This is a genomic window from Mycobacterium sherrisii, from assembly GCF_002102355.1.
GTDB lineage: Bacteria > Actinomycetota > Actinomycetes > Mycobacteriales > Mycobacteriaceae > Mycobacterium > Mycobacterium sherrisii.
Map to the genome: position 1 here is coordinate 1 of NZ_LQPT01000077.1, position 18,287 is coordinate 18,287.

The window sequence follows — 18,287 nt, forward strand, 5'->3', positions numbered from 1 at the left end:
GTCCGGCATGGGCGGCGGGGCTGGGTTGGCCGGTGGCGGGGGGGCGCCGGCATCGGCAGGCGGCGGCGGCACGTCCTGCGGCGCCTGAGTCTCCGGCGCTTGCGGGGCGGTCGCGCGCGGCGGCGTCACGACGGGTTGCTGTTGAGGCAGGTGCTGGTTACCCGGCGGCATCTCGGGCGGGGTGTTGGACTGCTGGGGCGGGCTGGCGGGCACCTGCACGGGGATCGGCGGCAACGTGAGCCGCTCCTCGGGAATGTCCGGCGGCGGCACCGGCGCCTGACCGTTGATCAGCAGCCGCCCCTTGGCGCTGTTGACCAATGTGGCCCAGCCGCCGTTGCCCAACGTCGCGCCGATGCTGCAAGCGACCTCGCGGCTGCCCGCAGACCAACTCGGCAGCGATACGGTCGGGTAGATCAGCGTCAGTGTGGTGGTGCGCAACTTGACCGGCGACAGGTAGGCGCCGGTCATCTTGGTGCAGGCGTCCTTGATGTAGCCGTCTTGCTCCGGTTCGGTCGGCAGCCCGCCGGGGAACTTCTCGCCCAGGTTGACCGTGCCGGTGACCTCCATCGCATGCGGGGCCTTGCAGTCGACCGGGACGTCGATGGGTTGGTTGGCGGTGGTATCGATGCCCAGGCAGGTCCCGGCGGGCCACACCTTGGACTGGTCGACATCGGCGACCTTGCCCTTGAACGCCGCCTGCTCGTTGTTGGACCCGGGCATCTGCAGCCCGCACAGCATGCGGCGCTCACCGGCCTGCCGCCAGGCGCGGTCACCCGCCCACAGCAGGCTGACACTGAACTTGCTGTTGGGGTCGTACTTGGGTCCCATGTAGCGGCGCACCGCCGCCTCGCACTGTTCCTGGCTGATCTGCTGAATCCGCGCCGGCGACGGCGGCGCGGCGGTGGGCCCGTACTCCGACCCGGGGAAGGTCCGCATGTCGATGGACTCGGCCACCTCGAACTTGTGATCATCCGAGCACTTGACGATGGTCGCCGCCTCCGGGGTGAGATCCGGCCACATCAGGCAGTCGCCGGACTTGGCGCGGTTGAAGGTGGCGTCGCTCTTCGCGCCGGTGCTGGGCACCGGATTGCTGTCCAGGTAGCCCGCAAGCCGGCCCTGGCCCGGACCGCCGACCGGCAGCGCGGTGACCAGCCCCGCGATCAACAGCCCGCCGAGGGCGAACAGCAGCAGGGCCCGTCGGGTCGCGGCCGCCTGCAGCGTGCGCGGCCACCGGAAGCTGGCCAGCTGTTCCTCCGCCTCGGCGGCGGGTGGGCTGGGTGCAGAAACTTCCGTCTGGAGGGCGTCCGACATCGCCTCCATTCTGACAGCACCCCCCGTCGGGCGTGACAAAAGTTACAGATGTGAGTCCTGGGGAGCACTCGCGGATGCTGCGCGCGCCCGTTGTGGGGAAAAAGTAGTCTTCAGGCCGTGATCGACCTCAAGCTGCTCCGGGAAGACCCCGACATCGTCCGCGCCTCTCAACTCAGCCGCGGCGAGGACCCGGCGCTGGTGGACGCGCTGCTGGCGGCGGACGCCGCCCGTCGGTCGGCGATCTCGACCGCGGACGCGCTGCGCGCCGAGCAGAAGTCCGCAAGCAAGAGCGTCGGCGCTGCGTCACCCGACGAACGCCCCGCCCTGCTGGCGCGCGCGAAGCAACTCGCCGAGCAGGTCAAGGCGGCCGAGGCCGCGCAGGCCGACGCGGAGACGGCGTTCACCGCCGCCCACATGGCGATCTCCAACGTCGTCATCGACGGGGTGCCGGCCGGCGGCGAGGACGACTTCGCCGTACTGGACGTCGTCGGCGACCGCCCCACGATCGAGAACCCCAAGGATCACTTGGAGCTGGGCGAGTCGCTGGGCCTGATCGACATGCAGCGCGGCGCCAAGGTGTCTGGTTCGCGGTTCTACTTCTTGACCGGGCAGGGTGCGCTGCTGCAGCTGGGCCTGCTGCAGCTGGCGCTGCGACTGGCCGTCGAGCACGGGTTCACGCCGATGATCCCGCCGGTGCTGGTACGCCCCGAGGTGATGGCCGGAACGGGGTTCCTGGGCGCCCACGCCGACGAGATCTACCGGGTCGAAGCCGACGATCTGTACCTGGTGGGCACGTCGGAAGTGCCACTGGCGGGCTATCACTGGAACGAGATCATCGATTTGTCCGGGGGGCCGTTGCGCTATGCGGGCTGGTCGTCGTGTTTTCGCCGTGAGGCCGGCAGCTACGGCAAGGACACCCGGGGCATCATCCGGGTCCATCAATTCGACAAGGTCGAGGGCTTCGTTTACTGCACGCCCGCCGACGCCGAGGCCGAGCACCAGCGGCTGCTGGGCTGGCAGCGCGAAATGTTGGCCCGCATCGAGGTGCCGTACCGCGTAATCGATGTGGCCGCAGGCGATCTGGGGTCGTCGGCGGCCCGCAAGTACGACTGCGAGGCGTGGGTGCCCACCCAGCACACCTACCGCGAGTTGACGTCGACCTCGAACTGCACCACGTTCCAGGCGCGCCGGCTCTCGACGCGTTACCGCGACGAGAACGGCAAGCCGCAGATCGCCGCCACGCTCAACGGCACGCTGGGCACCACCCGGTGGCTGGTGGCCATCCTGGAGAACCACCAGCAGCCCGACGGCAGCGTCCGCGTCCCCGCGGCGCTGGTGCCCTTCGTGGGCACCGAAGTGCTTGAGCCCTAAGCGTTTACGGCGGCGCGGTCCTGTTCGTGGCCGCGCTGGCGCTCGATCGTCGCGAAGTAGAAGGCGAACGCGAACGCGAAGCTGGTGAACAGGCTGGACACGAAGTACAGCCACGGGTGGCGCAGCCCGCGGCGGTATCCGTCGACGATCGTAAAGATCGGCAGCAGAATCACATTCGCGATCGTGTAGTCCTGGCTGGCCGAACTTGCGGCGGGGTTGGTGAACATCAACTTGATGTACTCCAGCCAGCTCCCGTGTTCACCCCACAGCGGGTTGGTGGAGCCTTGCGAGTACTCCCGCACGAAGGTGATGTTGAAGTACCAGCCGAGGGCGATCGACGCGATGCCGACGACGTAGTACACGATCTCCATGGGCGAGAACAGCCCACCATTGGTGGGGCGGGCGAAAACCGTTGGGTTGGCCCGGACGATCCAGGTGATGACGGCGAGGCCGAGTACCGCGTGAGTGAGTAGCGAGACCATGGGCGCAGTCTCACCCCGTGCGCAAAGTTTTGTCAACATTGACATAACAGGCGCAATGGCGGTGCGCGTGACTTGATACCTTACTGACATGGTCAGGCCGGCTCAGACGGCGCGCAGCGAACGCACGCGCGAGGCATTGCGGCAGGCTGCCCTGGTGCGGTTCCTGGCCCAGGGTGTGGAGGACACCTCCGCCGAACAGATCGCGGCCGATGCCGGGGTGTCGCTGCGCACGTTCTACCGGCACTTCAGCTCCAAGCACGATCTGTTGTTTGCCGACTACACCGGACTGCACTGGTTCCGCGCCGCCCTCGATGCCCGACCCGCCGACGAGGCGATCATCGATTCGGTGCAGGCCGCCGTGTTCTCCTTTCCGTATGACGTTGACGCGGTGGCCAAGATCGCCGCACTGCGCCAGGACGAGCTGGACCCCGTCCGCATCGTTCGTCATATCCGGGAGGTGCAGGCCGACTTCGCCGATGCCATTGCCACGCAGTTGCACCGGCGGAGCAAGGCCGTCAATGGGACGGCCCGCACGGCCGACGAGCAGGTCCGTACCGCGGTGACGGCGCACTGCATCGCGGCCGCGGTGTTCGGTGCGATGGAGGTCTGGATGACCGGCGGCGACCGCTCGCTCGGCGAACTTGCGCGGCTGTGCCACGTCGCCCTGGAGGCGCTGCGGGTGGGGATCACCGATACCTGGCGGACCGCAACCGATCGCCAAGTTTCGTCATAATTGACAAAACTTTGTGGCCATGCGAGCCTCCTTTGCGGAGGGCAGGACATGACTGACTTTGACGCGATAGTTATCGGTGCCGGGCACAACGGGCTGACCGCCGCCGTCCTGCTGCAAAAGGCGGGACTGCGAACACTGTGCCTGGATTCGAAGCTCTACGCCGGCGGAATGGCTTCTACGGTAGAGCTTTTCGACGGATACCAGTTCGAGATCGCGGGTTCGGTGCAGTTCCCGACGGCACAGGTGGTGGTCGACGAGCTGGGCCTGGACACCCTGCCGACCATCGACCTCGACGTGATGTCGGTGGCGGTACGCGGTGTCGGCGACGACCCGCTGGTGCAATACAGCGATCCGATCAAGCTGTTCACCCACCTCAACGAGGTGCACGGCGCGGACGCCGTCAACGGTATGGCGGGCCTGATGGCCTGGGGCCAAGGCCCGACCCGCGCCCTGGGCCGATTCGAGGCCGGGGCACCGCCCAAAAGCATCGACGAGATGTATGCCTGTGCCACAAGCGAATTCGAACGCGCAGCGATCGACGACATGCTGTTCGCCTCGGTGACCGACGTGCTGGACCGTTACCTGCCGGACCGCGAGAAGCATGGTGCGCTGCGCGGCTCGATGACGGTGCTCGCGGTCAACACGCTGTATCGGGGCCCGGCGACCCCGGGCAGCGCCGCCGCGCTCGCGTTCGGGCTCGGCGTGCCCGATGGCAGCACCATGCAGATGAAGAAGCTACGGGGCGGTATCGGCGCGCTCACGTCCCACCTGTGCGACGTGCTGACCGGTCACGGCGGCGAACTGCGGTTGCGCACCAAGGTGACCGAGGTCTTGGTCGACGACGGTCGGGTCGCCGGTGTGCGCACCGAGGCTGGTGACACGGTGACGGCGCCCATCGTGGTCTCGGGCATCGCCCCGGACGTCACGCTCAACGAGCTGGTCGATCCCGCCGCGCTGCCGGCTGACCTGCGTGAGCGCTATGCCCGCATCGACCACCGGGGCAGCTACCTGCAGATGCACTTCGCCCTGGACGAGGCACCGCTTTTCGCCCCTCCCTACGAGGCGCTCAACGATCCGGCGATGCAGGCGTCGATCGGCCTGTTCTGCACGCCCGAAGAGGTTCAGCAGCAATGGGAGGACGCGCGGCGCGGGATCGTCCCGGCCGACCCGACCGTGGTGTTGCAGATTCCCTCGCAGAACGATCCGGACCTGGCCCCGCCGGGCAAGCACGCCGCGTCAGCGTTCGCCCTGTTCTTCCCGATCGAGGGGGAGGTGGATTACGGGCAGGCCAAGGTGGAGATGGGGCAACGCGTGATCGACAAGATTACCCGGCTCGCGCCGAATTTCGAGCGGAGCATCATCCGGCACACCACCTTCACCCCACGGCACATGGGGGTGATGTTCGGCGCACCCGGCGGCGACTACTGCCACGGACTGTTGAACGCGAACCAGATCGGCCCCAACCGACCCGGGCCGAAAGGCTTTCTTGGCCAACCTATCCCGATCAAAGGACTGTACCTGGGAAGTGCGGGCTGCCATGGCGGCCCGGGCATCACCTTCACCCCGGGGTACAACGCCGCGCGCGCGGTGCTCGACGATCGCTAGCGGGCCAGCAGCTCGTCGAACAGGGCGATGAACTCGTCCGGGCGGGCCGGGGTGAACGCGGGGCTGGGCCGGGTGCCCGGCACGTCCAGGATGATCAACCGCGACTTGAGGGGCCGTTGCACGTCCAGCGGCAGCCAATAACGCGGATCCGTCCCGCCCCAGAAGGTGAAGCGCGCGGTGAACCAGCCGAGCGGCTGCGCCTTGTACCCGCGGATCGCGTCCAGCGCGATGATCTTCGAGGTACCGTCCGGAAAGTGGTAGCGCCGCAGCGTGATCGCCGTGCGGTCGAGTTGAACTACCCCGTCTTCGTAGGTATCGCTCATGTACGACGGCTTCGCAGCTGGTGACCGCGGGTGGTCAGGCAACGACCATCTTCCAGTCGCCACTGCCAGCCGTGCAGGTTGCACGTCAGTGTATTGCCTTCTACCACACCAAATTTCGATAGGTCCGCCTTCAGGTGCGGACAACGGCGCTGGATCTCCCAGCCGTCCAGAGTGATCGACGCGGAATCGTCGTGCGACTCGGCGAACCAGCCGTCGGCGTACGCGATCCGTTCATCGGTGAGGCACTTGAAGAAGGTGTACAGGTACTCGTTGTAGCCGCCGACGCGCCAGGCCCGGAACCGGGTCGACAAGAAGATGGTGTTGACCCAGTCCGGTTCGCGATCGCGCAGCACCGTGCGGACCAGCTCCGGCGCGATTTCGAACCCGTAGCGGACCTTCTCATGCGGAATTCGTTCGCGCACAGTTCGTTTAGGAAAGTCCAAGACCACCGTCTCCGGGCCGATCACCAATTCGACGGGGTAGCCGATGCCATCGCAGATCTCGTCGCTTTGCGACATGATCGGCTCGAACAATGCCCGCATCGGTTCCAGCAGTGGCTCGCCGGTGGCTGGTGCCCAGCTCTGCCGCTCGGCGGCCAGAACCGGCGCCATGCGCTCGGCGTAATCGGCGATATAGGTGGCCTTGCCGGTGGTGAAGATTGCGTCCACCTCCGGCAGAGGTAACGGATGCTGCAACGAGTTCAGTTGCTTACCAGTGAAATCCGCGACCGAACCGGGAATCATCAACAGGCCGCGGTCATGTCCGTGACGGCGCATTTGGTCGAGGAAAACCATTTGATCGGGGAAGATGTTGGCCGGGTCCCCGTGGTCGTCGTTGAGGTGCCGCAACTGCGGATCCAGGAAACACGGGGGACCTGCGGACGGGACCACCCAGGTCGCGTCGACCTGCGCGATGTACTGACGGGCGCGGTCCATCTGACGCTGCCGCTTCTGGGTACCGAACGACTCCTTGGCCCGGGCCGGCATGTCGTAAACCATCGGATACCAGATCGCACCGGAGTATTGCAGCAGGTGCACGTCGATGTGCCCGAACTCGGTGGCCAGCATGTCCAGGTCGACCGGGCGGGCGTCGTTCATGTTGAAAACCGTTGTCTGACCGTCGGACACGACCAGGGCCGAGTCACCGATGGGTCCGTCGGCGGGCGCCCGGAGCGCGACGATCATGATGTCGAGCGCACCCTTGGGTCCGTCGACCCGATGTTTGATCGAATCGCTGGTCTCGAAGAAACGCCAGAAACCCAACTCCTGCAACGCATTCCGGAGATCTGGAACCGGAAAGTCGGGCAGCAGTACCATCGCGTCCTTGTTGACGTGGTCCCGCAGCAGTTTGGCGTCGAAGTGATCCTTGTGCAGGTGCGAGACGTACAAATAGTCGCAGTCGCCCAACGCGTCCCAGTCCAGCCCGGAGTTGTCCGGAAACGGAAACCAGGAGGCGAAGTAGGCCGGGTTGACCCAGGGGTCGCACAAGATGCTGCCTGCCCGGGTCCGGATCAGAAATCCGGCGTGGCCTACGCTCGTGACCTGCACAAATGCCTTTCGCATCGGTTTGGGAATTGCTTGCAGCTTACCGTGCGGGGACACCGTCGGCCCGCCACCGCCGCCGCGCGGCTACCGATCCGGCCGGCGTCTGTTTTCCCCACTTTCCGCGGCGCGCCGGTGGTGGCACTAGGCTGAGAACCTGTGGAACCGGTATATGGGACGGTCATCTTCCTCGCGCGCACGATCTGGCGGCTTCAGGGGCTCAAGATCACCGTCTCGGGTGTGGAGCATTTGCCGGCCACCGGTGGCGCGGTCATCGCGATCAACCACACCGGCTACCTCGACTTCACCTTTGCCGGGCTGCCGGCCTACCAGCAGGGCCTCGGCCGCAAGGTGCGGTTCATGGCCAAGCAAGAGGTGTTCGACAGCAAGACCACCGGACCGCTGATGCGCAGCCTGCGGCACATCCCGGTGGATCGGCAGGACGGCGCCGCCTCCTACGAAGCGGCGGTCAGAAACCTCAAGGACGGCGAACTCGTCGGCGTCTACCCCGAAGCCACCATCAGCCGCAGCTTCGAGATCAAGGAATGCAAGAGCGGCGCCGCACGCATGGCGGTGGAGGCGGGCGTGCCGATCATTCCGCACATCGTGTGGGGTGCCCAGCGGATCTGGACCAAGGGCCACCCCAAGAAGCTGATCCGGCCCAAGGTGCCGATCACCGTGCTCGTCGGCGAACCGATTGAGCCGACGCTGGAAGTGCCCGAACTGCGGGGCCTGCTGCACTCGCGCATGCAGCATCTGCTGGAACGAGCGCAAGAGCAGTACGGCCCGCACCCGGCCGGCGAGTTCTGGGTACCGCACCGGCTCGGCGGCGGGGCCCCGTCGTTGGCCGAGACCGCCCGGCTGGACGCCGAGGAAGCGGCCGCGCGGGCGGCCCGGCGCGCCCAAGCCGCGGGGGCGCCGGAGTAGTCGCCGATGGTGGAGCCGACCTACCGCACCCTCGAGATCCTGGCCCAGCTGGCGGTGTTGGCCACCGGAACCAAAATCACCTACGGCGGGATCGAGCACATCCCCGAACGCGGTGGGGCGGTGGTCGCGATCAACCACACCAGCTACGTCGACTGGCTACCGGCCGGGTTGGCCATGCGCCGCCGCAACCGCCGGCTGCGGTTCATGATCAAGGCCGAGATGCAGCAGGTGAAGGTGGTCAACTTCCTGATCAAGCGCACCGGCTCCATTCCGGTGAACCGCAAAGCCGGCGCCGGCGCCTACGCCGAGGCGGTCCGGCGGCTGCGCGCGGGCGAGCTCGTCGGCGTCTATCCGGAGGCCACCATCAGCCGCAGCTTCGAACTCAAGGAGTTCAAAAGCGGCGCCGCACGCATGGCGCGCGAGGCCGAGGTGCCGATCATCCCGGTCATCGTCTGGGGCGCGCAGCGGATCTGGACCAAGGACCATCCGCGACGCCTGGGCCGCCGCAACGTCCCGATCACCGTGCTGGTCGGCCCGCCGGTGCGCGCCGATGACGACATCGCGCGCACCGATGACGCGCTGCGCGCAGCGATGACCGACCTGCTGCACGCGGCCCAGCAGCACTACCCGCACCCCGCGGGACAATATTGGGTGCCGCATCGGCTGGGCGGCGGGGCGCCGACGTTGGCCGGGGCGGCTCGGATCGAGGCCGACGAGGCCGCGGCCAGGGCGGCAAACCGGGCACCGCGCCAGTAGCCTTAAGGGGCGAAGGAGAAGACATGGCAGAGCCGTTCTATCGGTTCGGGGAATTGGTCGTTCCCTCACTTGTCGCGATGAACGGGACGAAGTTCACGTTCCGCGGACTCGAGAACATTCCGCAGCGCGGTGGCGCACTGCTCGCGCAGAACCACACCAGCTACCTGGACTGGCTGCCGCCGCTGTTCGCGGCGCGGGAGCGGGGCCGACGGATGTACTTCATGATCAAGGCCGAGATGGCCGACGTGAAAGCCGTCGACTACGTGATCAAGCACGCCCGGCTCATTCCGGTGGACCGCCGCAACGGACACGACGCGCTCAGCGTGGCGGTCCAGCGGTTGCGCGCCGGCGAGTTGATCGGGATGCATCCCGAGGCCACCATCAGCCGCAGTTTCGAGCTGCGGGAATTCAAGACCGGGGCCGCGCGGATGGCGCTGGAGGCCCAGGTGCCGATCGTTCCGGTGATCGTGTGGGGCGCCCACCGGATCTGGCCGAAGGATCATCCGAAGAAGGTGTTTCGCAACAAGGTGCCGATCACCGTCGCCGCGGGGAGGCCGATCCCGCCGCACGGCACGGTCGAGCAGCTCAACGTGACGCTGCGGCAGGCCATGAACACGCTGCTGTATCAGGTGCAGGAGGAGTATCCCCACCCCGAAGGTGAGTTCTGGGTGCCGCGACGGCTGGGCGGCAGCGCGCCGACCCGGGATGACTCGCAGGCGATCCGGCTGGCCGAACTGCAACAGCGGGTGCAGAAGTACGGAACCGACGGTGTGACCCGGCCCGGGCAGTCGCAAAGTGGACGGCATTGACGAGCGTGCCTGGCCGGCCGGGTGGATCGGCCCAGTGACCGCTCGATGACACCTAAATGACGGGGCCGACTTCCAGGCCGGCGCTGATTGCGTGCGATGTCGACGGCACCCTGTTCGACGACAACGAGGCCATCACTCCGCGTACCCGTGACGCCGTGCGGGCCGCCGTCGGCGCGGGCGCCACCTTCGTGGTGGCAACCGGTCGGCCGCCGCGCTGGATACGCCCCATCGTCGACGAGCTGGGGTTCGCGCCAATGGCGGTGTGCGCCAACGGCGCGGTCGTCTACGACCCGGCCCACGACCGGGTGGTGTCGGCACGCACCCTGTCGGTGGACACCTTGGCCGAATTGGCCGAGGTCGCGATGCGTGTGATTCCGGGCGCCGGCCTGGCGGTGGAGCGCATCGGTCGCAGCGCCCACGACACCGCCACGCCGCAGTTCGTCAGCTCCCCGGGCTATGAGCATGCGTGGCTGAACCCGGACAACACCGAGGTGTCCATCGAGGACCTGCTCAGCGCGCCGGCGATCAAGCTGTTGATCCGCCAAGCCGGCGCGCGCAGCGCGGACATGGCGGCCGAACTCGCCAAACACGTCGGCATCGAAGGCGACATCACCTACTCGACCAACAACGGGCTGGTGGAGATCGTGCCGCTGGGCATCAGCAAGGCCACCGGCATCGAAGAGATCGCCGTCCCGCTGGAGATCGGTAACGACGAGGTGGTGGCGTTCGGGGACATGCCCAACGACCTGCCGATGCTGCGCTGGGCCGGGCGCGGCGTGGCGATGGGCAACGCCCATCCCGACGTCCTGGCCGCCGCCGACGAGGTGACCACACGAAACAACGACGACGGGGTGGGACGGGTGTTGGAGCGCTGGTGGAGCTAGCGCAGGGCCGTGCTGGTAGCCCCGCCGAGCTCCGCCACAGCCGTAGCAAAATGTGGCAGACTGCCCGCGTGCCCGCCTTCTGGCCCGTCGCTGTCCGTCAGGTGTTCGCTCGCCTGACCGGCAGGGGTGCTGGGGGCGGCCTGGTGTCCGGACCGAAGGACCGGTAATGGTGTCCGACGAAGAGCCGCCCAAGGGTGGCGAGCGCGCGGACGACAAGTCGCAGCCGTCCAGCGCCGGCGACGCGGCCGAGGTGGAAGAGCAACCGACGCAGCAGGACGACGACTCGGACGAGTTCGCCGCCGGCGGCAGCATGCAGTTTCAGGACGCGGAGACGACCAAGCCGCGCCCCCCGACCCCGGCCGAGGTGCGGGCGCGGGACAAGTACGCCAAGAAGCAGCAGGAGCTTGAACAGGCGCGTCTGGAAGCCGAGGAGAAACGCCGCCGCCAGCGCCGCGTCTTGATGGGCGCCGCGGCGGGGGTCGGAGTGGTCGGTTTGGTGGCCGGCCTTGGATATTGGATGTTTTCGTCGCCCACCGTCACCGCGCAATGCGTCCGGGATGATCCGAGTGGTCAGCCGATCATCGTGCCGGACAGTTACTGCACCGGGCACACCGCGGGGCTCAACGGCTTTTTCTTCTTTGGCGGACACCAATACCGCTACTACTACGGCAGTTCCGGGACGATAGGGTCGCGGCCCACCGGCGGCAGCACCGTCGCGCCCAAGGGTGCCACCATCACCACGAAGTCCGGAACCACCATTTCGCGCGGCGGGCTAGGCGGCTCATCGAGTAAGAGCAGCGGATCGTGAAGCGTGCCAGGCACCAGCCGCGGCCGACGTGGCAGACGATCGTGGAATCGCAAGGGCTGGTGTACGGGACACCCGCGCGCGACGCCCGGGGCCGGGCCCGGCCATATTGGGACGAATCGGTTCACTACGTGTTCGACATGGACGAGATCCTGGCGCTGGAGGCCGATGTCGAACTGCTGCACTCGATGTGCCTGAACGCCGTCGAGCAGGTGGTGCTGATGGAACGGTTCGCGGATTTCGGTCTGCCGGAATGGAGTTGGCAGGCCATCGCCGAGTCGTGGCGGCGCTCCGACCCGCATGTGTACGGCCGTTTCGACTTGCGTTACGACGGGCGCCGGCCGGCGGTGCTGCTCGAGTACAACGCCGATACGCCGACGACGCTCTTGGAAGCCGCTATCCTGCAATGGTATTGGCTCAAAGACGTCTTCCCCGCGGATGACCAGTGGAATTCCCTGCATGAGCAACTGGTGGACCGCTGGAAGCAGCTGCGAGATCTGCTGCCCAGCAACGAATTACACCTGAGCTGGTCCGGGGTGGAAGCCACCGGCGAGGATCAGATCACCACCACCTACATGCAGGAGACCGCGGCGGAGGCGGGTTTTGCAACGGTAGGGCTGATGATCGAGGACCTCGGCTGGGATTCCGCCCTGGAGCGTTTCGTCGACCTGGAAGAGGCCCCGATCGACGCGGTGTTCAAGCTCTACCCGTGGGAGTGGGTGCTCGACGACGAGTTCGGCAAACACGTGGTGTCCAGCCTGCCGCAGACGGCGTGGATCGAGCCGCTGTGGAAGACCCTGCTGTCGAACAAGGCGATTCTGGCGGTGCTGTGGGAAATGTATCCGGGACACCCAAACCTGTTGCCCGCCTACATCGATGATCCGCATGAGCTGACCGAGTACGTGCGCAAGCCCAAGCTCGGGCGGGAGGGGGCGAACATCACCGTCGTCGGCGCCGGTATGCAGGCCGCGACCGGTGGTGTCTACGGCGAGGAGGGCTACGTCTATCAGTTGCTGGACCCGTTGCCCGAATTCGACGACATGCGCCCCGCGCTGGGGGCCTGGATCGTCGGCGATTCGGCGGCCGGGCTCGGTATTCGCGAGACCGCGGGGCTGATCACCGACGACGGCGCGGCCTTTGTCCCACACCGGATTCCCCGGAAGTGAACTTCTGAGCAAGTGAACGGAGTTGATCGATGACGACAACAACCATCGTGGCGCTGAATCCGAGTTATTGGGACCACGGCTACTGGTCCGTGCTCGGCCGGGGCGCCGGGGCCATCGTCTTGTACGCCGTGGTGGGCCTGATCCTGATGCTGGTCGGGTTCTACGCCATCGACCTGACCACGCCGGGCCCGCTGCGCCGGATGGTGAGCGCGGGCAAGCCGAACGCGATCGTCGTCTCGGCGGCGGGCATGGTAAGCATGGCGTTGATCGTGGTGCTGGCCATCTACTCGTCGTCGGGAAAACTGCTCGAGGGCCTGGCGGGGTCGGCGGTGTTCGGCCTGGTCGGGATCGTCGCCCAGGTCGTGATGATGCGGATCGCGACGCTGGCGATCGGCATCGACATGGACGCGGTGTTCAACTCCGATGAATTCGAGTACGAGGCGCTCATGGTTGCCGCCGCGCAGGTCGCGCTGGGCATCGTGGTAGCGGTTGCAATTCTTTGAGGTGCCAACATGTTTGAGGCGGGCGAGCAGCTGCGCGTTGCCGTTGACGTGATGACGGCGTGGACGACGGATCCAGACAACGTGGATTTTGCGATCGGCCGGGCCAAGGGGTACCTCGACGAGGGGCCCGACGGCTATCAGACCCTGCTGGCCGGGTTCGTCGGGCTCTCCGGGTGGCTGCTGATCCGGCTGGCCAAGGCCGAGAGCGGCAAGGCCACTCGGGACGAGATGAGGACGATTCTGCAGGACATCGCGCGCAGGTCCATCTAGGTTTCGCGCAGGCTTTTCGGTGGCACGCAGGCCGCTCTCAGGGTGTCGGCGTCGATGCTGCGCGGCCGGTAGGGCAGCGCCGGCAAGCGCGCCACCATCACCGCCAGGGGATCGATTTCGGCGTCGGTCAGCCCGCACAAAAACGACCATTCATGTTCGTCGCTGCCGAAATAGCTTACGGTTGCGAAGGATTGGCGAAAGCGCAGCCACGATTGGCGCAGCGACTCGTTGCGCCAGAGCGTCGGGCAGCCGGCCTGTGCGACCACGACGCGACCGATCGCACCGCAGCGCTGCAGAAATGCCGTGTCGTAGAGGCGGTTGTGCTGGGCGGGCTCGAGCCGCTCGTCGGGAAGGTCGATGACCACGATGTCGTAGGTCGCGCCGGCGCGCTCGACGAATTCCCAGCCGTCGCAATAGTGCATTCTGATCGGGCCGAATCCGGCTTCGGCCCGGCACAATTCGTCGGCACTGTAGCCGTAGGGCAGGTGTCGTGCGCACAGCCGCACCGCGTCGCGGTCGATGTCGACGTGATCGACGTGGGTGGCGCCGGCCGCCACGGCGAGCTGGCTGATCACGCCCTCACCCGAGCCGATGACCAGGACCCGGGTCACCGTACCGGCCAGCAGCAGCGCAGGAACCAGCAGCGCCTCGTGATACACGAGCTGGCTGAATTCGGTGCTCTGCCGTTCCCCGTCGCTGAACAGCGCGACACCCTGGTGGGTACGGCCGATCACCAGGTGCTGGAATCCGGTGTGCACGTCGCAGCTGACCTCGCTGATCCGCCAGCTTCGGGTCAGCCCCGGTGCCAGCGGCTCGACCACTTCCCGGTGCGGCGCGGCGGGCGTGTCGACGAAATATGTTGGCAATGCCGGAAACCCGTTGAACGACACGGAGGCATAGCTGAAGGTGTAGGCGCCGGTGTCCGCAATCTCGACTCGGTCGCCGGGGACCAGGGTGACGGGGAGGGGATAGCTGCGGTACAGCACGTCGTCGCCGTCGCAGGTCGGTCCCGCGACGACCGCATCGGCGAATCGATCGCCGTCACGGTCGGTGCGGAGTCGGTACCGGATGTATTCGTTCTCGGTCTCGGCCAGGCCACCGTAGCGCCCGATGTCGAGGTATACCCACCGCCGGGCATCGGTGCCGGTGCGCACGGCCACCACCTGGCAGGTGATGGTTCCCGCCGCGGCCACCAGCAACCGGCCGGGCTCCAGCACGAGCCGGGGCGGACGGGCACCGAAATGCCGGGCCAGCGCGTCGGTGATGGTTGCCGCGATGGTGTCGAGATCCGGCGCGTCCTGCGCGTAGGAAACCGGGAAGCCGCCCCCGATGTTGAGCGTGTCGAGTCCGTCAATTGCGTCGAATATCTGTGCAGCGCTTTGTATTCCGAGGGCCCAGGCCGTGGGATCCAATTGTTGGGAGCCCACATGAAAGCAGACGCCTTCCGGCCGCAGTCCCAGTCGCGCCGCGTGCGTCAGCAGCTCCGCCGCGGCCTGCGGCGCGCAGCCGAACTTATGCCCGAAGGGCGTGACCGACGCCGGAAAGTCCGCTGCGATGCGGCATTCCACGCCCGCACCCGGGGCGTGCTCGGCAATGGCGATCAAGCCCTGCTCGGTATCGAAGGCGAAGTGCCGGACCCCGCGCGCGTGTGCCCGGGCGATGTCGGTCGGCTTCTTGATGGTGTTGCCGAACGTCAGCCTCGCGCCGTCGATGCCTGCGGCGCCACACGTCTCGATCTCACCGACGGAGGCGACATCGAAAGCGCAGCCCTCGCCGGCGAGCAGTCGCAGGATCGGCTCGGACGGATTCGCCTTGACCGCATAGCGGATTTGCGCCCCCGGCAACGCGGCGCGCAGCGCGCGATAGTTCTGCCGTACCCGGCCGAGATCGAGGCTCAGGTACGGGGTCGCGGCGCTCCGATCGGGCACAGCTCGCACACTAGTACGCGTCGGTCGCGGCCCGGCGTCAGCTGTCCGGGTGGGCCGGTAACGAGAAGTGTTCGGGCGGCACCTCCGGGGCGCTGGGCTCCTGCCCGGACAGTTGTGTGGTGATGCCGTGAAGCACCTGGTTGACGTTGCCGGTGAGACGGTTGTAGTTCAATGTCCCGTGCTGGAAGTTCTGTGTGATCTGCAGCGGCTCTTGTATTTCGGCGCTGGTCGGCAAGCCCAACGGACCGCGCTCATAGCTTTGCGCCGCCCAGGCGTCGTAGATGGCACCCGTGACGGGCTGTGCACCGGTGGCCGGCGACCAGTACATGGCGCCCCTGGCGAAGGTGGAGTAGCGGGCACCGCCTTCGGCGTTGTCCTCGGGTGACGTCGGCGCACCCAGCACGCTGTTCATCCCGCCGAGTTCCTGCCAGCGCTGATAAATCGCGCCACCGGCCAGCGCCTGGATCAGTTCCTCCGGCGGGTCGTTGAAATGCGATGCGATATCCCGGATTTCGTCCATCAACGCGTACGCGGCATTACCCGGGCAGTCGGTGTTGCCGACATCGCGGTGGGTGAAGATGGTCGGCAGCGTGGCGAGGGCGCCCGCCGGGAAGGTGGTGTAGTGGCTGCCCGCGGACTCCAGCGTCACCGTGCCTTTGGGGTCCACACCGTCCAGGCCCAGCCGCCAGCCCAGCAGCCGGCCGACGGCCCGCAACTGCAGGGGCGTCGGGGGGACGTCGTCGAAGTTGCCGATCATCGCCACGCCCCAGGTGTTGCGGTTGAAGCCGCCGGTATGGAAGCCCTCGACCGCCTTGGTCAGCCCGCCGGCACTGCCCTCGAACACCTGACCGTACTTGTCGACCAGCGCGTTGTATGCGATGTCGCACCAGCCCAGCGTCTTGCTGTGGTAGGTGTAGATCGCCTTGACGATGCCCGCCGATTCCAGCGGCGAATAGTCGTTGCTGCCGGCGGTGTGGTGAATGACGGCGGCGCGCACCCCGTTGTCGTACTGCGGGGCCCCGCAGCGCAGCGACTCATCGGCGCCCCACTCCGCACGGCTGATGATGGGGGGCGCCTGGCCGGGCATCACGACTCCGGACGGCGGCGTCCATTGGGTGTCGACCGGGGCCTGCGGTGGGGAGATCAGGATCGCGGAGATGTTCTGTCCGAACGGCTGTTCGCGGGACGCGGGGCGATAGCCCAGGTCGGTGTCCGGTTTCGGGATCAGCGGAGGCAGGCTGGGAGCGGCGTCGAGCGGGCGGGTGACCGCGATCTGCACCGTGGTGGTGGTGCCGACGAACAGCGGGTCGGTGCTGCGGGGGCCTTCGGTGGGACCCGGCTGGGCCGACTCTGCTTCGGCCGCCTTGTCCGGAGCCGCGGTTTCGTACTCGGTCTGATACCACGGCCCCCAGGAGCCGTCGGCGTGCTTGGCCCGCACCCGGGTCGACGTGCCGGCCAGGTCGCCGGTCAAAGCGACCAGCGAGAACGGCGTCGGTTGGGTGAGTTCGCGGACCGTGACGCCGCCGGTGAGTCCGACCAGCGGCTGTTCGGCGAGCTGGGTGTCGCGGGCCGGTGCCGCCGTGGCGGGACCGCCGTGCTCGCGGGTTAGATCCGCCACCGCCGAAACGAGGACAACCGTCGCCGCGACGGCGGTGAGCAACGTCGTGGGCGCGCGGCGACGAGACGACACCAGCTGATGTTACGTGTGTTTCTGGTGTTATTTATGTGACGACACGTCGTCGGTGTGTCCTCGACGCGGCCCAAACGTTCGACGGCACCGCAGAGTGTGGTGGCTCTGCGGTGCCGTCAGGTGACAGGACCCCCAAAGGTCTAGACGGGAGGCAGCGCCGGCGGAAGCGCGGCACCGGCCGCCGGCAGGGCAGCGCCCGCGGCGGGCAGGGCGGCACCGGCCGCCGGCAGGGCACCGGCGGCATGCGGGAGCGCGGCCGCCGCACCAGGCAGGGCACCCGCCGCGCCAGGCAGGGCACCCGCGGCGCCGGGCAGGGCCCCGGCGGCACCGGGCAGGCCCGCACCACCTTGCGCCTGCGCGATGGCCGGCATCACCAACCCCTTGAGCAGGTCGATGGCCTGGCCGGCACCCAGCTGGTTGGCGGCCTGCATCACGTCATTGACGAGTCCGCCGCTACCGCTGCCGCTGCCGCCGCCGACCGGCGAGGTGCCGCCGAGCGTCGAGGGGTCACCCAGGATCGGATACGTGCCGTCGACACCCGGGTCCAGCGGAGCGCTGATCGGCACTTCGCCGGGGGTGCCCACGCCCGGGGTGAGGCCGGCCGGGCTGGTCAGTGCCGGGTTTAGCCCTGCTGCCGGTGTCGTCGGCAGGCCGGGGGTTGGCACACCGGGCTGCGGCAGCGCGCCCGGGCTGGACAGGCCCGTGGCGCCCGGCGTCAGGCCGGGACTCGTCAGGCCGGGGCTGGTCAGCCCCGGATTCGTCAGGCCGGGTGTGCCCAGCCCAGGCGTTCCCAGCCCCGGGCTGGTCAGGCCGGGACTGGTCAAGCCCGGGCTGGTCAGACCGGTGGTCCCCAAGCCGGGAGAACCGAGCCCCGGGCTGGTGAGGCCCGTGGTGCCGGTGCCACCCAGGGCGGGCACCGGGGGCAGGTTGATCCCGAACGAGGACAGACCCTGGGTCAGGGCTCCCATGAGCTCACCCGGCAGGTCGGACATGACGGCGGCCTGCTTGAACTCGTGGTGCTCCACCGGTTTGTTGGCGGCGGTCGATTCGTAAACCAGGAAGTACGCGCAAGGACTCGCCACTGCCAGGGCGGCGACCGCGCTCATGGCTGTCGAGAGCTTGCGACGGCGTCGGTTCGGCACGGAAGTCTCCTCAATCTATCGGTTGTGTCGGGGCGCCCGGC

At 67.6% G+C, this 18,287-nt stretch carries 18 protein-coding genes; 11 read left to right on the forward strand and 7 right to left on the reverse strand.

Annotation, left to right across the window (positions count from 1 at the left end; all coding sequences use genetic code 11):
• Window positions 1-1,311 (reverse strand): septum formation family protein (locus tag AWC25_RS13865; RefSeq protein ID WP_425320230.1); only part of this gene is annotated, 1,311 nt, incomplete at its 3' end.
• A gap of 117 nt (window positions 1,312-1,428) precedes the next feature.
• Between AWC25_RS13865 and serS the strand changes: the two genes are divergently transcribed.
• Window positions 1,429-2,682: a serine--tRNA ligase gene (gene serS, locus AWC25_RS13870; RefSeq protein ID WP_069401506.1), complete on the forward strand. Its 1,254-nt coding sequence runs from the start codon at window positions 1,429-1,431 to the stop codon at window positions 2,680-2,682.
• Here the strand turns inward: serS and AWC25_RS13875 are convergent.
• Window positions 2,679-3,164 carry a DUF2834 domain-containing protein gene (locus tag AWC25_RS13875; RefSeq protein ID WP_085166951.1) on the reverse strand — a complete coding sequence of 162 codons (486 nt, stop codon included), beginning with the start codon at window positions 3,162-3,164 and terminating at the stop codon, window positions 2,679-2,681. The genes serS and AWC25_RS13875 overlap by 4 nt on opposite strands.
• Before the next feature lie 88 nt (window positions 3,165-3,252).
• Between AWC25_RS13875 and AWC25_RS13880 the strand changes: the two genes are divergently transcribed.
• Entirely contained in the window at window positions 3,253-3,897 is a 645-nt protein-coding gene (locus AWC25_RS13880; protein WP_069401508.1) for a TetR/AcrR family transcriptional regulator, read from the forward strand.
• Between the two features lie 48 nt (window positions 3,898-3,945).
• A complete protein-coding gene (locus tag AWC25_RS13885; protein ID WP_069401509.1) occupies window positions 3,946-5,502 on the forward strand; it encodes a phytoene desaturase family protein in 1,557 nt (518 codons plus the stop codon).
• Here AWC25_RS13885 and AWC25_RS13890 read toward each other — a convergent pair.
• Together AWC25_RS13890 and AWC25_RS13895 are read right to left on the reverse strand one after the other, a co-directional pair.
• A complete protein-coding gene (locus tag AWC25_RS13890; protein ID WP_069402467.1) occupies window positions 5,499-5,825 on the reverse strand; it encodes a hypothetical protein in 327 nt (108 codons plus the stop codon). The two genes, AWC25_RS13885 and AWC25_RS13890, sit on opposite strands and share 4 nt — an antisense overlap.
• A complete protein-coding gene (locus AWC25_RS13895; protein ID WP_069402472.1) occupies window positions 5,822-7,372 on the reverse strand; it encodes an MBL fold metallo-hydrolase in 1,551 nt (516 codons plus the stop codon). Before AWC25_RS13895 ends, AWC25_RS13890 begins: the two co-directional genes overlap by 4 nt.
• 153 nt (window positions 7,373-7,525) lie before the next feature.
• Here AWC25_RS13895 and AWC25_RS13900 point away from each other — a divergent pair, with 153 nt between their 5' ends.
• The 8 genes from AWC25_RS13900 to AWC25_RS13935 all read left to right on the forward strand — a co-directional run bounded on the left by AWC25_RS13900 (window position 7,526) and on the right by AWC25_RS13935 (window position 13,486).
• Window positions 7,526-8,293: a lysophospholipid acyltransferase family protein gene (locus AWC25_RS13900; RefSeq protein ID WP_069402466.1), complete on the forward strand. Its 768-nt coding sequence runs from the start codon at window positions 7,526-7,528 to the stop codon at window positions 8,291-8,293.
• A 6-nt stretch (window positions 8,294-8,299) separates the two neighbouring features.
• Window positions 8,300-9,049, forward strand: a complete 750-nt coding sequence (locus tag AWC25_RS13905; protein ID WP_085166952.1) for a lysophospholipid acyltransferase family protein — start codon at window positions 8,300-8,302, stop codon at window positions 9,047-9,049.
• Between the two features lie 23 nt (window positions 9,050-9,072).
• A complete protein-coding gene (locus AWC25_RS13910) occupies window positions 9,073-9,858 on the forward strand; it encodes a lysophospholipid acyltransferase family protein (RefSeq protein WP_069402464.1) in 786 nt (261 codons plus the stop codon).
• 56 nt (window positions 9,859-9,914) lie between these two features.
• A complete protein-coding gene (locus tag AWC25_RS13915) occupies window positions 9,915-10,742 on the forward strand; it encodes a Cof-type HAD-IIB family hydrolase (protein WP_069402463.1) in 828 nt (275 codons plus the stop codon).
• Window positions 10,743-10,908: 166 nt separating this feature from the next.
• On the forward strand, window positions 10,909-11,550 hold the full coding sequence (locus AWC25_RS13920) for a hypothetical protein (protein ID WP_232327292.1): 642 nt from the start codon (window positions 10,909-10,911) through the stop codon (window positions 11,548-11,550).
• Complete coding sequence (locus AWC25_RS13925) at window positions 11,547-12,713, forward strand: glutathionylspermidine synthase family protein (protein ID WP_069402462.1); 1,167 nt, start codon at window positions 11,547-11,549, stop codon at window positions 12,711-12,713. The genes AWC25_RS13920 and AWC25_RS13925 overlap by 4 nt, the downstream gene beginning before the upstream one ends.
• A 29-nt stretch (window positions 12,714-12,742) precedes the next feature.
• Entirely contained in the window at window positions 12,743-13,216 is a 474-nt protein-coding gene (locus AWC25_RS13930) for a DUF350 domain-containing protein (RefSeq protein WP_069402461.1), read from the forward strand.
• 9 nt (window positions 13,217-13,225) lie between these two features.
• Window positions 13,226-13,486, forward strand: coding sequence for a hypothetical protein (locus AWC25_RS13935; RefSeq protein WP_085166953.1), 261 nt, complete (start codon window positions 13,226-13,228; stop codon window positions 13,484-13,486).
• On the opposite strand, the gene AWC25_RS27410 is transcribed toward AWC25_RS13935, so the two are convergent.
• The 3 genes from AWC25_RS27410 to AWC25_RS27415 form a co-directional block, all read right to left on the reverse strand.
• Window positions 13,483-15,414, reverse strand: coding sequence for an alanine racemase (locus AWC25_RS27410; protein ID WP_244899516.1), 1,932 nt, complete (start codon window positions 15,412-15,414; stop codon window positions 13,483-13,485). The genes AWC25_RS13935 and AWC25_RS27410 overlap by 4 nt on opposite strands.
• A 37-nt stretch (window positions 15,415-15,451) precedes the next feature.
• A complete protein-coding gene (locus AWC25_RS13945; RefSeq protein WP_211281048.1) occupies window positions 15,452-17,104 on the reverse strand; it encodes an LGFP repeat-containing protein in 1,653 nt (550 codons plus the stop codon).
• Between the two features lie 140 nt (window positions 17,105-17,244).
• The gene (locus tag AWC25_RS27415) at window positions 17,245-18,246 is read right to left on the reverse strand and encodes a PirG (RefSeq protein ID WP_244899517.1); all 1,002 of its coding nucleotides are present in this window, start codon (window positions 18,244-18,246) and stop codon (window positions 17,245-17,247) included.
• Between the last annotated feature and the right edge of the window lie 41 nt (window positions 18,247-18,287).